Below are 13,286 nucleotides of genomic sequence, written 5' to 3'. Positions count from 1 at the left end.
AGGAGAGGAGGTTCGAAGGTTGATGAGCAAAAGAACCCCCTGTTTTGGATATCGATCTTTTCGGCCCGGGACACCGGAAGAGATGCTCTCCCGCAGACACACTTCTCCGACGGAGACCGGGTGTGCCGGGAGATGAATGGGGTGTCATTTTCCTGCACTATTTGCACAAAATGCACGATTTTTGTTCACCACATTTTTTTAGCGTTCATTTATGGCCTTAAATGCCAAAAAACGCCCCATAGGGGCTCTAAAAGTTTCCTCTTTATTGCGCTTTGGAGGGCAGATCTCCTGCCGGATGACCGTAAGTAGGGGGAAAATGAAAAGAAGCTCAGCTTTGGGGCTCCGATCCGGGAATCTTACGGCGGGTGTCGACGGGGATTTTACGGGTTTTTCACGGACCCCCACTTTAGGTTATCCCTCATGGAGTTTTCAATCGGACGGGGGGAAACGTTCAGTTGAGAAACCTGATCGATGAATGACAAAATGAAAGAGGAAGATATTTCGCACCAGTCCTCAACTGAAATATATGGCCGACCTGGACCCCTTCTTCTCGAAAATAAATTCCTGGTCATTTACCAAACACCGGGTCTGGAACCGGTGCCAGCGCCAGTACTATTTTGAATACATCGCCCCCTATGTCAAATCCGCCCCGGTCGTTGATCCCGAAAAAATCCGGTGGCTCAAGAACTTCACCTCCAAATTCGTTGTCCAGGGCCAGCTCATTCACGATATCATCGACAAGCAGATCCAGCTCCATTGCGAGAACAAGCCGATGGATCTCGCCGGGGCCATGACTGCGTTCTTAAAAAAAGTATCGCTCTACAAAGATATCGGCGGCGAGACCTTCACCGAATACCACAACGGCGAGACGATCCCGGGTTCATTTTTTACTGCCATCGAAGAGAACGGCAAGACATGCCTGCATACTTTTTTCGGCAAATGGCCAAACTACCAGAACCGGGGATGCCTGCGACACGAACAGTTCGATCATTTCACTATCGGGGATACCGGTGTAACGGTCAAGGTGGATTTTGCCAGCCGGATGCCGGACGGCACGCTCGTGCTTACGGACTGGAAGACCGGCCGGGACGATGACGAGTACGAGACGGAACTCCAGATGGCCGCGTATGTGCTCTGGGCTAAGGAGTATTATAAGAAAAGTGCCGATGAGATCAGCACTGAACTTGTCTTCTTAAAGACCGGCGCAACAAAGCCCTATGCATTCTACGAGGAGCAGTTACGCGAGGTGCAGGAGCAGATCCCCCGGGAATTTGCGATGATGAATGCTTCCTATGAGTACGGGGATTTTCCGGCCCGGCCTTCGCAGCGGGAGTGTCTGAGTTGTAAGTTTGCGGAGGTTTGTCCGGATTCTGCGATTGTGAAAACAAGATGACGAGGCAGGGGGGAAAAACTGTACCGGATGGGACTTGACTTAGGCGGGATACGAGAGTAGGTTTTAGCTAACTGATGCTATAAGGGGAAGACTGGCATCATCATCCACAAGAGCTTTGATATAATTCCCAGCCTATATACTTACACAACAATATCCAGGAGGGAATCACGTGGCAAAACCTATTGAGATCGGGCTTGTGCTCGAAGGCGAAGATGCAAAAATGTTTCAGCATTACTTAGAGCATCCGACATTTACCCGCGAAGGCCTGAACCTGATGCGTGAAGCGAAACGGGACGCTGAACTCGCCGGGCTTGACTAAAGGCTCGCATCAATGATCACCCCCATCCCTTTTGACGAGCTCCAGTTTGTTCTCCTGAATGCGGATCATGATTTATCCCGATTTCATTCATCCGAACCGGAGCTTGATGAATTCTTAAAAGAGGACGCTCTTATTAATCAGAACAATCTTATTTCTGTGACCCGACTGGTTTTCTGGAAGGGAAACCTTGTCGGATATTTTACTCTTGTTAATGACAGTATTGAAGTTAGAGCGGTCGAAGAGTGTGACCGCGAGGAGAGTTATCATTTCCGGAAATATCCGGCGCTGAAGATTGCACGGCTGGCAACGCATAACAGTTGTGAGCGTTTTGGCGTGGGGCGGAGTATGCTGCGGAAGATCTTCTCTATCTCCATCACGCTCTCCCATTATGTCGGCTGCCGCATCGTCACGGTCGACTCGAAGCACAGTGCTGTTGATTTCTATAAAAAATTTGCATTCAAACAGGCTATCAGGATGCCGGGTGAGACCGTTCCGCTTTACCTTGATCTGAAGAATGCACTCCAGCGAATCTCCCGGGAATCGTGAGGATCTTTTTTTTAATTATTCATCCCCGCCGGGATGTTCTGAGTAATTCTGGAGATACGATCCTGTATGGGAATGGCGAATAGATTGTGCATGCACTGAGTGCACAATTATACTGCGTCCAAGGATAGATCGAAAATAATCCGGCGGGTTATTGCAGTGTCCGCAAGAGGAATCTTTCCCCGGATCCGCTGGACCGGGAAGAGAGGAACGGCATTATCACGCCAAGTCAATGACCGGGTTTTTATTCCGAGTTGCCAAAACATAATTTCCGAATATTTCTGTAACTTTCGCTTTCATGCTCACTGCACAGGTACCGGAGAATGACGAGAAAAAATCCCGGGCTCTCCGGGTTGTATCTGTTTCAATGATCAGCGGAATGATAAAAGAAGTATCTAAGAAGAAGTCCATGAATCATCTTAAAAGAGCGCTGATGCGGTCTTGGTTAAGTTTCTTCTTTAACTGGATGGGCTCGAAGCTGAGCTTCTTCTCGATAGTCACCCGGATTCGCTCTCCCTCACGAAGCTGGATCTTGCCAACCGGTTTGAGAACATTATCCTCATAGATGCATTCAATTGCCTTGCCCATTAGTTCACCTCTTATATGTACTGGGATATAGGTCGGGGATTATTATAGGGTTTGTGTACGGTCGGGTATTGCCGGTTCCCGCATGGCGGTGCACTCGCGGGATCACCTTGCCCGAATTGTTTACCTCACATGCATCTGCCCTGTGGAACAAGGGAATCGCACAGGTGCTGTACGATATCGGCTGGATCGAACGGTGGGGTGGCGGGATCCAGAAGATGTGCCGTGCCAGCGCAGAGGCCGGAATCCCTGAACCGGTATTCCAGGAAGACCGGGGCTTCTCGGTATTATTCCGGAAAGACGTGTTTAACCGGGATTATCTCGTGCGGGCGGGATTATCGGAGCGGCTGGTATCCGCAGTGCTCTATGCTAAAGAGAACGGGAAAATTACCAATGCCGATTATCAGCGGATCACTGGTTTATCAGCGGCAACAGCACGGCGGGATCTCAAAAATCTTATTGATAAGAATATATTAGAGATGAAGGGTTTACGGAAAGGGATCTATTACGTCCTCAAACACCGTCAATAAATTATCACATGACATGAAAATGACGCATATTTGATCGAAATGACGCATAAATGACGCATAAATGAATCCGGGCTAGAGCAGAAAAGGTTAAGCATTTCCGGAATGGAGAGAAAAACTCATTTTGGAGGCAAAACCGCAGTGCCCTAACATTGTCAACCGATGTGAATTTCTTATTTTTTTTTCAGACCCCCTGTTCATCCCAAATAACCCCGTAAACGCTCCTTTTGTCAATCGGACAAAGGTGTTTTTTGGCGATAGGTAACCGGTGTCCACGCTCATAAAAAATACCGATTAAATCGAGTATTTTCCCCATCAGGCCAATTTGCAGGGATTTAGACCCTGCAATTTAGTGGGCTTCCAGCAGCCCCTTTTCTGAGCTGGGGGGTAATAGGATCAAAAGGAAAAGAGGGCCTGTTTTGGGGGTGCCGGGATCCTGGCCATTGCAATATTTAACAAACAAGGGCTGCTCCCATAAACCCCTCATCCGGGCTCAAATTAGCCCCGGATTGCATCATTTCCGGCACCCGACCGGCCAGTTCCGGTGATTTCCCGGCCAGTTCTTTTGAGGAAATCTTATTTTAACCCCGGTTGGGGAAACGGGGCGTTTTTAAGAAGAGATGGACCTGCCAGTCCTGTGCAGTTTGGATTGAGGATCTCTGATAGCCCTTGAGGAGAGGAGGTTCGAAAGATGACAGGCAAAAGAACCCCCTGTTTTGGATATCGATCTTTCCGGCCCGGGACACCGGAAGAGATACTCTCCCGCAGCACCCCCTCCTCCTCTATCCCCCCACACAAAAAAAACCCGACACAACCCTCATCCCCCCTCCGGCATCCCGGCCTCGCCACCACCGGCTCCCGACCCGGCAAAGCTCAGATAAACCGAAACAAAAAGGAGCCCAATAATTTCCTCATGACGAAAAAAGTCCCCTAAAAGAAAAACCCGGCAACCTCACCCCCCCACTTCCCTCTTCCCGCCCAACCAGTCAATCCCATAAAAAAACAATCCCAGCACCACCGCTATCACGGTCGACAGCGCCATACCCTTCAACTGCACCAGCCCGATATCGACCGACGCCCCCGAAACCCCGATGACCAGGATCAAAGAAACCAAAAGAAGATTCCGGGGCAGCGACAGGTCCGTCTTCGCATCGATGAGCATCCGGATACCCGATGCCGTAATGACGCCAAAGAGGAGAAGCGAGACTGTCCCCATGACGGGACCCGGGATCGACTGGATGGCGGCGGGGATCTTGCCGCAGAACGAGATCGCAATCGCGATCACGGCAGCCCCTGCAAGGACTGCGGTACTGTAGACCCTTGTTATGGCCAGCACGCCGATATTCTCCGCGTACGTGGTGTTGGGGGTGGAACCGAACATTCCCGAAAGGATCGTTGAAATCCCCTTGCCGAGCAGCGTTGGTTCGATCCCCGGGTCCGCCATCAGGTCGCGGCCGACAATGGTCCCCGTGACCTTGAGGTGGCTGATCAGTTCGACAAAGACCACCAGCGATGCCGGGATGATGAGGATGATGGCCGGTAACGACAGGACCGGCGTATAGAAGGTGGGGATGGAGAACCAGGGGGCCGAAAGGATCGGGTCAAAGACCGCCCGCCCGAGCAGGACCGAAACAACATAGCCAGTGACAAGCCCAAGAAGGATCGGAATGAGCCGCAGGAACCCCCGGCATGCCGTCATACCAACGATCATGACGCCAAGCGTCAGAAAAATGATTCCGAAGTTTGTCAGGTCCATCGATCCGGTCGTGAGCCCGGTCATCGCAGCAGCCGTCGGTGCGAGTTCAAGGCCGATGACCGCAACGATGGCTCCCATGGCTGCATCGGGAAAGACGACGTTAACCCAGCCAATCCCGGTCTTTTTGATCACGCCCGCCAGCAGGACGAACACGATCCCCGATGCGATAAAACCCCCGAGGGCTGCGCCATACCCGTACAGCGGGATGATGATAAGCGCCGGGGGAAGGAACGCAAAACTCGAACCAAGGTACGCCGGGACCTTCCACTGGCACACGACCAAAAAGATCAGCGTGCCGATCCCGTTGAAGAGGAGGACCGTGGACGGGTCGATGCCAAGGAGTACCGGGACAAGGACCGTTGCACCGAACATGGCGAGCAGGTGCTGCAGCGAGAGCGGTGCGAAGATGGCAAGCGGCGGACGTTCGTCCACACCTATAACCGGCGGCTCCATATCAGCGCAGGTTCCCGTGCGGGCGGGCCTGCATCACAATCACGCCTTCCGGACAAACATGCGAGCACAAGCTGCACCCATCACACTGCTCCGCATCGATCACAACCACCCGGTCCTGCAAAGAAATCGCATGGTACCCCCCGTCCCGGCACGCCACCACACAGCGGCCGCAGGATGTGCACCGTTCGGGAAACCCGACGGTTGCAAAACGTTTCTCACTCCGGGAGAGCGCTGCATGTGTCCCGATGCGGGGAAGGGCACGGCCTTTGAGTTCACCGACACCGGCTAATTTCTTTCGGGCAAGATAGCCCGACAGGCCGGTGTTCATATCACGGATGATCCCTGCCCCTTCCCACATGACCGCCGTGCAGACCTGGACTGCCGATGCCCCGGCCGCGATGTACTCGGCAGCATCCTGCCAGCGGGAGATCCCCCCGATTCCCATGAGCGGGACATCGAACTCATGGGCAACCTGCGAGATGATCCGGAGCCCGATGGGTTTTACCGCGGGCCCCGAGTATCCCCCGTACGTGCTCGCGCCCGCAACCGAGGGTTGGGGTTCGAGGGTTTCGAGGTCGATTGCCATGAGGCACTGGACCGTGTTGATGGCCGCAAGCATATCTGCCCCGGCATCTACGGCCGCCTGCGCAACCGGCACGATGTCGGTCACGTTGGGCGTGAGTTTCACGATGAGGGGGACCCTCGCGACCTTCCGCACTGCCCGGGTCACCCCGCTGATAAGATCGGGGTGCTGGCCGATGGCTGCCCCGACTCCCCGCTCCGGCATACCGTGGGGACAGGAGACGTTCAGCTCGATCGCATCCGCGCCGGCGTCCTGCACAGCACCGGCAAGTTCCTGCCATTCTTTGGGATCGGGCGAGGCCATGATACTCGCGATAAGGACCCGGTCCGGGTACTCCTTCTTCATCGCGGCAATCTCGCCGGTCCAGTACGCGACATCCTTCCTGCTGAGCAGTTCGATGTTCTCAAAACCAAGGAGCCCGGCAGTCTCGGATTTCCAGGCCGCAAAACGGGGCGAGACATCCTCGATGGGCATCGAGTCCGGCACAATGGTCTTGGTGACGGCCCCTCCCCAGCCAAGCTTAAACGCGTGACGGATCTGTTCGCCCGAGGCGGTCGGGGGACCCGATGAGAGCAGGAACGGGTTGTTGAGTTTCAGCGTACCGAGCGTGGTTGCAAGGGAAGGGTCGGGTGCGGGCATAGGGTTTTTCCTTATCACAAAATAGCGCCGGGATTCCTTATGGTTGTTAGTACCGGACGGGTTTACCGGTTACGTCAGTTTCATCCCACCACCATTATCGTTGCACATAAACTGGATGAGTACAAGAAGAGATGCCGACATGTGCCCTTTTTCACCTATCTGCTCCAATCTAGAAGGATACGGTGTATCCGAAATGACTGCCCGCATTCCTGCACAAAAACCCCGAACATGTCCTGCACCCGCCCAGACTATCCTCATCGTTCTTGTTGTCCTTATCGCGCTGGTCCCGGCAGTCCAGTGTACGGATACCAATATCACGGATAAGACAACCAACTGCCAGAACCGGTTCAATCTTGCACCCGAAAACAAGATACAGATCTCGGTCCCCACGGTTGTGGATATTGATGTAAAGACGGGAAACCTCCTGGTGCGGGGGCAGATCCCGCTGGTTGTCCGGGACGGAGCCGGCAATACCAAGGGGTGCCGGATGCTTGCCGACTGGACCTATTCCTATGACGGGCTCAATACACTGATGCAGGACAAGAAGGGATTTGTCCCGGCGTATTTCAATGCACAGAACAAAAACGATGAGAAGATCGCGGCAATCCATGCGGCCATGGCGAACTTCAATCTCGATGATTACGAAGTCATCGACATCAGCCTCCTGAATTCGAACCCGGAGGGTAACGACATGGTGGAGTTTGAAACCATCCAGAAAGCGTTCGGGGGAGTTTCCTCAACCTGCAATGCAACGCTTGTGGACACAACATTCCACGGGCGCAACGGCAACGCGGTCCTGTCGGACTTTTACTTCTGCAATCCCAAAGACGGGGGGAATGATCCGGACTGCATCCAATCCATAGTCATGGACAATGTTAACCCGGGTTCCTGCAGTTATTCCGGCCGCATCGACCAGATCATTGCACTGTTGGCCGGCAAGGACCAGAAGCCCGGGACAAAACGCCTCATCTATTATCACTGCAGCCAGGGCTCGGACCGGACCGGTTCCGTTACCATGGGATATCTCCAGAAGACGATTCCCGGCATAAGTTATGTCCATGCCCTCCACTATGCCCAGTACCTGGGACAGGAAGAACAGGGATCGGGTGCGAACTGGCTGGTAGGGTACGGGGCGAACACTTCAGCGCTGGCCTATTGCCGGTATATCGGGGCCGACTGTACGCAGACCGAGAATTCCCGCATCATGCTCCCGGGCAGCACCACGCACGCTCACCTGCCGGGACAAGCGGATACAACCGTAGCCCCGACCCCGACACAAGCGCCGGCTGGGGTCGCGACGCCGGTACCTTCCCAGACCCCGATGCCAACAAAACCCTATAACCCGACAAAGACCGGGGATGTCAATTTCTAAAATGACTGGTTCCCCGGGACCATGACAACAGTGAAACCAGGTGTCAGTTTCACACCATCCCTCATCCGGGCCCATATTAGCCCCGGATTGCATCATTTCCGGCACCCGACCGGCCAGTTCCGGGGATTTCCCGGCCAGTTGTTTTGAGGAAAAGGAGAGGAGGTTCGAAGGTTGATGAGCAAAAGAACCCCCTGTTTTGGATATCGATCTTTTCGGCCCGGGACACCGGAAGAGATGCTCTCCCGCAGACATACTTCTCCGACGGAGACCGGGTGTGCCGGGAGATGAATGGGGTGTCATTTTCCCGCAATATATGCACAAAATGCACGATTTTTGTTCACCGCATTTTTTTAGCGTTTATTTTGGGCCTTAAATGCCAAAAAACGTCCCATAGGGGCTCTAAAAGTTTCCTCTTTATTGCGCTTTGGAGGGCAGATCTCATGCCGGATGACCGTAAGCAGGGGGAAAATGAAAAGAAGCTCAGCTTTGGGGCTCCGATCCGGGAATCTTCCGGCGTGTGTCGACGGGAATTTTACGGGTTTTTCCCGGACCCCCTGTTCATGCGAGATATCCTGGAGTTTTCTCTCTGAGATGGCGTGATCTTTTCCTGTACCGGGGCGGTTTGGGCTTTGTTTTGTGAGAATGGGGGGGCGGAGGCCGGGATGTGGCCGAAAATTTCCGGGATTATCCCCCGGGCCGGTGTGAGTGAAGGGGGCGAAAAAATAAAATTTCTAATAAAAATGGATTAGAGTAATTCAAAAAAAATCGATTTCGAAGTGTCAATCCAATAATTAACAATTTTATTAACAACGGGTTTGATTACATAGACAGCAAAAAGGCCAGATATGAAAAATAAGAAGAGTGAAATTGTGACTATATTGAGATTATTAATAAAATGATAATTGTCTAACAAAAGAAGAAGGCAAAACCAAAAAACCGGCCAAAAAGGAAGAACGAATAACAATCTATACGTTATGACATTTGTTTGCGTTCTTTTTATGAGCGTAAAAATTCTAGATTTTGTTTTAGCATTCTTATGATATTTTTCGAATGATTCTTCCAATATCGGACAATTTGGATGCGTAGTTATTAAAGAGTCACTATCAATTTGAGTCGCAATTAAAGTTTTTAGTAATTGTTCATCATTTTCAAAGAATGTGAAAATATTTTCAATATTTTCTGGCGATAGTTGGTTTTTGTATTTCATTAACAAATCAATAATTAAATCTCTTCGAAGATTTGATCTCAATATTTCTTTACTGAAAACTCGATCAAGGTTTTCAGTGGATAATGGATTGTATAATAAAATTTCATCAATGATGTAAGGGTGGATTTTATTTTTGTTTGACTGTATCACGGATAATAATGAATTGATATTTTTGGGAGAGAATGTTAACAATGTAAGATTTCTTTCCACATCCGGAGTTTTATACGACTCAAGATTCTTGATAAAATGTTCGGCTTTTTCTTCAGAGAAGAAGAGCCTTGAAAAATATGGGCTATTTGCACCGACAAATTCGACAATAACAAAAATCAATAGGATGACTAATGTTACAACGGCTAAAGATAGTTCAAGTTTTATTTGTTGTGATCCATAGAACAACACAAATAGGAAAATAAGTAAGACAATCGCGTCATTTAATTGATCTGTTGCTTTCCAAGAGGTTTTATTTATAATATTTTTAAAAATGTGTGTTATGGCAAATTGATCAAAAACCATTTTAATTACAGAAATTGGTGCATCTTCTGTTTTTTTATCACCATCGGAGGGTGAGTTATCACAAGCCATATGCTTTCATTCAATCTTCGTTCCTTCGTAATTATATTATTGTGGTTTTTAATTTTTTCCTGGAAGATTCAAACCGGGTTCTGGTCACTCTCCGGTTTGCTCATTCGAGAGAATTTTAATGGGAGTAAGGGCTGGTTGAGAATTCTTGCATGGCTATACAACCACGGGCCGTTGGGTTGGTACCCCCGACAGACTATAGAGGAAGACGAGGATAATCTTAGGATTTGAGCGGGAAAAGGAAAGTTATAATCCGATTTTTTCACTAGACAAAGAAGATTTTTATAACTTCATAGTATTATTTTGGTTATTATATGTCCGCTTACAAAACCCGAGTTTTAGAGCATTTGCGTCCAATTAGTGCAAATAAACACGGAACCTTCGAAGAATTATTACAAGAGTGGGAGTGGAATGGTGAAGTGTATGATTTTACTGAAGAATCAAGAAACGAGTTCGGCGAACGGGAATATGCAGAGTGCAAATTATGTGGACATGAACATATTCGATGGGGCTATACAATTGTAAATAAAATCAATAAAAATATTTTTCCAAGCGTAGGTTCACAGTGCATTAATAGGTTCAAATGGGGTTCGAAAGGGGATACTGATGCGGCCGAACGAAAATACTTAGAGCATATAAGAATTGAGAAAATTCGACAAGTAATCACAAAAATTACTGAATATGAAAATAGTTTTGATGCCAAGAGTTTCATCGAATATTATTTAGCAAGAGGAAAATTTACTCCAAAACAAGCTAATCTAGTTTTTTTTAAGCTAAGACGATATAAGATTCCATTTGATGAGAGTTGGTTTAAAATCAGTCGGAAACGAGGGCGAGAGAAGGAACAATTAACAGAGGGGATAATAAAGAATCTAGGTAAGGCGTTATCACCAATTCAAATGAAATCAATCCAAAAAAAAAGTTATAGAGATGAAAAATAAAAAACAAACTTGCTATTTACTATCAATTTTTTAAAAATTTGGACAACGAGTTTAGTTTTATAGACATAATTTATCATAGCTCACGCGATATTTTCATACATGGGGGGTCAGAAAGTTGATGCGGATATTGCCAGTCACTTGGAAGCAATATCAGAGAATTGTTATCGCAGGCAGAAAATCCAGCAAGGAATCTCTGACCTCATTCAAAATGCAGCGTTAAGTGCAGAATCCAATAAAAATCTCTTAAAAGATCTTCAAAAATTAGACATTGCATTTAATGATTACAATCAATATATCGACATTCATGTCGAAAAAATAATGAGTTGTATTGAAAAATCTCCGTTGGTTGAAAAAGCCATAGAGCGACGAAAATCGGATAATAAGTCGCTCATACAAACATATATGCCAAAAAAACAGGAATTTGCTTCAGAAGGATTCACTAAAGCAAGCAATTTCAAGAAAAGCGAATGAAAAAAGTTTTTATTTTTTTATTAGATCAGATACGGAACTAATTTCCCATCCATTTTTCATCAAATCTGCTTCGTGGCCAGAAATATTTGATGCTTGACACGCAAATGCCAATAATTGTTGAGGGCGACTAAAAGCAACATGTGCCATCAACAGATTTTGAATATGATGCGGTTTATCAAGATATTTTTTTGGGCGGTTACCCTTTAAAAATTCTATCAACCGTTCGGAGTCATTTTTTGATTGGTAATTTGTTTCGAGATACAAAGTAGATGCATGAGTTTCGCCTTTGACGGAATGTACAGTTCCAACATGTATAACGACGCCATCTTCAAATATAATTTGATTTGCCGGTTTTTTTACATCGGATTGAACTATTGGATCGATGTGTGCATCAGTAAGGAAAAATTGTGCACTTGAATTCTCCAATGGCCAAATATGAAGAATCACTGATTTTATAAAACTACATAGATCGGTAGGAGAAATGTGTGCATGGATTGCAGATCGGTAATGAATTGCGATATTATTTCGAAAATCTTTAAATGAACGTTCATCGTGTTGGTTCCAAAAACGTTCAACGGATCTTGGAGTATAAATCTGGAGGTGTTCTTCTGTTTTTATTCCCGCAGTATTAAGAGATTGAGCGATACTTTGCAAAATTATATCATAAAATCGCTTAACAGATTCAGAACTTGAAATTTTAATTGCATAGGCCGAATATGAAATCAAATTGTGAAAAATAATTGTAGATTTTTTTTGTATTTGATCATAGGTGGGATAATATGATGGAATGCATAACTTCGCCTCACCAGTTCTATTTTTTCCAATCCATCCAACAGCATAAAACGGTTTTTCTTGAATTCCATATTTTTCAATTAAATACTTAAACGCATAAATGACCTGTTGTTCTTCGCCTTCATTAAAACAAATCAATTGTGGGGGGTATGATTCTATTGTTTGACATGGTTGAAGACAAACATGATCGTACACTCGGACCGCTGTTAATATTTTTTTAATAGATTCACCATATCGATAAGAATCCGAAAAGTAGAGGGGGGCTCGTGGCGTCCAGAATGATTCATTTCCAACTTTTGAGTTGAAAATTGCTTGATTTGGATCTCCTATCCGTTGAACGATAAAAGAGGCCGGTGGAAAAATTGAATCGAGTACGCGTAATTGATGAACATCTGTATCTTGAGATTCATCAAGAAAAATCAGATTAAACCGACCACGAAATGCTTGAAATAATGCTGGATTTGAATGAATATAATTAAGTGCAACCGAATACGCATCATTATAACTAAGAATTCCTTTTTCAAGGAGATTCATACGAATTCCATGAATTTTTTTATATTGGGCTGTTTCTTTACTTAGGTTAGGTATCGGATCATCTAGGTTTTTTCCAAGATCAAGTGTTTCAGGATTAAACCAAAATTCTCCTAACGAAGAAATATGTTTGTGTTCCATCCAGATCAAAAGATTGCGATCGACCGAACAGATTTTTTTAAGTTCGGCATAAAATCGTTCATCATCAATTGATACAATTGGTTTTCTGAACTTTGATCGAAAATAGGGAATTGTCAGGAATTGATTAACAAAAGTTTGAATTGTACCAAAAAAATTTGGATATTGAAATAACGAATCTGCTTCCTTACCAGCACGTTGTTTGATTAAATCAATTGCAACATTTGTGTGTGTCAAAACGCAAATGCCACGACCCCCGTCGAATGGCATCTTTCTTGCCAAAATTATAAGTTTCGCCAGCAAAGCAGTTGTTTTACCACTACCGGGACAGGCTACAACATCGTGAGAACTCATGCAACGAATGAAATCCCTACGTTCTTTATTGAAAGAATGCCCTGGAGGCAGTAATAAATTCTCGGCGTAAGTGATATCAGAGTCCGTTATTTCAATTGCCATG

Annotated in this window: 15 protein-coding genes; 8 read left to right on the top strand and 7 right to left on the bottom strand. The window is 47.1% G+C overall.

Features of this window, described 5'->3' with window-relative positions:
* Window positions 1-526: 526 nt before the first annotated feature.
* Both CVV30_11450 and CVV30_11445 read left to right on the top strand, forming a co-directional pair.
* A complete protein-coding gene (locus tag CVV30_11450; protein PKL68516.1) occupies window positions 527-1,393 on the top strand; it encodes a recombinase RecB in 867 nt (288 codons plus the stop codon).
* A gap of 331 nt (window positions 1,394-1,724) precedes the next feature.
* A complete protein-coding gene (locus CVV30_11445; protein ID PKL68515.1) occupies window positions 1,725-2,258 on the top strand; it encodes an N-acetyltransferase in 534 nt (177 codons plus the stop codon).
* Between the two features lie 216 nt (window positions 2,259-2,474).
* On the opposite strand, the gene CVV30_11440 is transcribed toward CVV30_11445, so the two are convergent.
* Together CVV30_11440 and CVV30_11435 are read right to left on the bottom strand one after the other, a co-directional pair.
* Window positions 2,475-2,666 (bottom strand): hypothetical protein, encoded by a 192-nt coding sequence (locus CVV30_11440; GenBank protein ID PKL68514.1) that lies wholly within the window; start codon window positions 2,664-2,666, stop codon window positions 2,475-2,477.
* A 3-nt stretch (window positions 2,667-2,669) separates the two neighbouring features.
* A complete protein-coding gene (locus CVV30_11435) occupies window positions 2,670-2,843 on the bottom strand; it encodes an antitoxin (GenBank protein PKL68513.1) in 174 nt (57 codons plus the stop codon).
* On the opposite strand from CVV30_11435, the gene CVV30_11430 reads away from it, so the two are divergent.
* Window positions 2,825-3,370, top strand: a complete 546-nt coding sequence (locus CVV30_11430) for a hypothetical protein (GenBank protein PKL68512.1) — start codon at window positions 2,825-2,827, stop codon at window positions 3,368-3,370. The genes CVV30_11435 and CVV30_11430 overlap by 19 nt on opposite strands.
* 688 nt (window positions 3,371-4,058) lie before the next feature.
* On the top strand, window positions 4,059-4,301 hold the full coding sequence (locus CVV30_11425) for a hypothetical protein (protein ID PKL68511.1): 243 nt from the start codon (window positions 4,059-4,061) through the stop codon (window positions 4,299-4,301).
* Between the two features lie 18 nt (window positions 4,302-4,319).
* Here CVV30_11425 and CVV30_11420 read toward each other — a convergent pair whose 3' ends face one another.
* Together CVV30_11420 and CVV30_11415 are read right to left on the bottom strand one after the other, a co-directional pair.
* Window positions 4,320-5,576, bottom strand: a complete 1,257-nt coding sequence (locus CVV30_11420; protein PKL68510.1) for a uracil permease — start codon at window positions 5,574-5,576, stop codon at window positions 4,320-4,322.
* Window position 5,577: 1 nt separating this feature from the next.
* Window positions 5,578-6,798 (bottom strand): NAD-dependent dihydropyrimidine dehydrogenase subunit PreA, encoded by a 1,221-nt coding sequence (locus CVV30_11415; protein PKL68509.1) that lies wholly within the window; start codon window positions 6,796-6,798, stop codon window positions 5,578-5,580.
* Between the two features lie 193 nt (window positions 6,799-6,991).
* Here CVV30_11415 and CVV30_11410 point away from each other — a divergent pair, with 193 nt between their 5' ends.
* Window positions 6,992-8,170: a hypothetical protein gene (locus CVV30_11410; protein PKL68508.1), complete on the top strand. Its 1,179-nt coding sequence runs from the start codon at window positions 6,992-6,994 to the stop codon at window positions 8,168-8,170.
* Window positions 8,171-8,246: 76 nt separating this feature from the next.
* Here CVV30_11410 and CVV30_11405 read toward each other — a convergent pair whose 3' ends face one another.
* Together CVV30_11405 and CVV30_11400 are read right to left on the bottom strand one after the other, a co-directional pair.
* Window positions 8,247-8,498, bottom strand: a complete 252-nt coding sequence (locus CVV30_11405) for a hypothetical protein (protein PKL68507.1) — start codon at window positions 8,496-8,498, stop codon at window positions 8,247-8,249.
* 417 nt (window positions 8,499-8,915) lie between these two features.
* Window positions 8,916-9,959: a hypothetical protein gene (locus tag CVV30_11400; GenBank protein PKL68506.1), complete on the bottom strand. Its 1,044-nt coding sequence runs from the start codon at window positions 9,957-9,959 to the stop codon at window positions 8,916-8,918.
* Between CVV30_11400 and CVV30_11395 the strand changes: the two genes are divergently transcribed.
* From CVV30_11395 to CVV30_11385, 3 genes are all read left to right on the top strand, one after another.
* A complete protein-coding gene (locus tag CVV30_11395; GenBank protein PKL68505.1) occupies window positions 9,960-10,187 on the top strand; it encodes a hypothetical protein in 228 nt (75 codons plus the stop codon). It abuts the gene before it with no gap.
* 83 nt (window positions 10,188-10,270) lie between these two features.
* Complete coding sequence (locus CVV30_11390) at window positions 10,271-10,897, top strand: hypothetical protein (protein PKL68504.1); 627 nt, start codon at window positions 10,271-10,273, stop codon at window positions 10,895-10,897.
* A gap of 99 nt (window positions 10,898-10,996) precedes the next feature.
* Entirely contained in the window at window positions 10,997-11,368 is a 372-nt protein-coding gene (locus CVV30_11385) for a hypothetical protein (protein PKL68503.1), read from the top strand.
* Window positions 11,369-11,377: 9 nt separating this feature from the next.
* Here CVV30_11385 and CVV30_11380 read toward each other — a convergent pair whose 3' ends face one another.
* On the bottom strand, window positions 11,378-13,285 hold the full coding sequence (locus CVV30_11380; GenBank protein ID PKL68502.1) for a hypothetical protein: 1,908 nt from the start codon (window positions 13,283-13,285) through the stop codon (window positions 11,378-11,380).
* Window position 13,286 lies beyond the last annotated feature (1 nt).

The sequence above is a fragment of the Methanomicrobiales archaeon HGW-Methanomicrobiales-1 genome (assembly GCA_002839675.1).
Lineage (GTDB): Archaea > Halobacteriota > Methanomicrobia > Methanomicrobiales > Methanospirillaceae > Methanoregula.
This window is presented reverse-complemented; position numbering and strand designations above follow the sequence as displayed.

What these genes read in the sequence shown, in the direction of transcription:
- CVV30_11435 (PKL68513.1), bottom strand. Translation starts at nt 2,843, where the DNA reads ATGGGCAAGGCAATTGAATGCATCTATGAGGATAATGTTCTCAAACCG.
- CVV30_11385 (PKL68503.1), top strand. Translation starts at nt 10,997, where the DNA reads ATGGGGGGTCAGAAAGTTGATGCGGATATTGCCAGTCACTTGGAAGCA.
- CVV30_11425 (PKL68511.1), top strand. Translation starts at nt 4,059, where the DNA reads ATGACAGGCAAAAGAACCCCCTGTTTTGGATATCGATCTTTCCGGCCC.
- CVV30_11400 (PKL68506.1), bottom strand. Translation starts at nt 9,959, where the DNA reads ATGGCTTGTGATAACTCACCCTCCGATGGTGATAAAAAAACAGAAGAT.
- CVV30_11420 (PKL68510.1), bottom strand. Translation starts at nt 5,576, where the DNA reads ATGGAGCCGCCGGTTATAGGTGTGGACGAACGTCCGCCGCTTGCCATC.
- CVV30_11390 (PKL68504.1), top strand. Translation starts at nt 10,271, where the DNA reads ATGTCCGCTTACAAAACCCGAGTTTTAGAGCATTTGCGTCCAATTAGT.
- CVV30_11395 (PKL68505.1), top strand. Translation starts at nt 9,960, where the DNA reads ATGCTTTCATTCAATCTTCGTTCCTTCGTAATTATATTATTGTGGTTT.
- CVV30_11410 (PKL68508.1), top strand. Translation starts at nt 6,992, where the DNA reads ATGACTGCCCGCATTCCTGCACAAAAACCCCGAACATGTCCTGCACCC.
- CVV30_11380 (PKL68502.1), bottom strand. Translation starts at nt 13,285, where the DNA reads ATGGCAATTGAAATAACGGACTCTGATATCACTTACGCCGAGAATTTA.
- CVV30_11445 (PKL68515.1), top strand. Translation starts at nt 1,725, where the DNA reads ATGATCACCCCCATCCCTTTTGACGAGCTCCAGTTTGTTCTCCTGAAT.
- CVV30_11415 (PKL68509.1), bottom strand. Translation starts at nt 6,798, where the DNA reads ATGCCCGCACCCGACCCTTCCCTTGCAACCACGCTCGGTACGCTGAAA.
- CVV30_11440 (PKL68514.1), bottom strand. Translation starts at nt 2,666, where the DNA reads ATGGACTTCTTCTTAGATACTTCTTTTATCATTCCGCTGATCATTGAA.
- CVV30_11450 (PKL68516.1), top strand. Translation starts at nt 527, where the DNA reads ATGGCCGACCTGGACCCCTTCTTCTCGAAAATAAATTCCTGGTCATTT.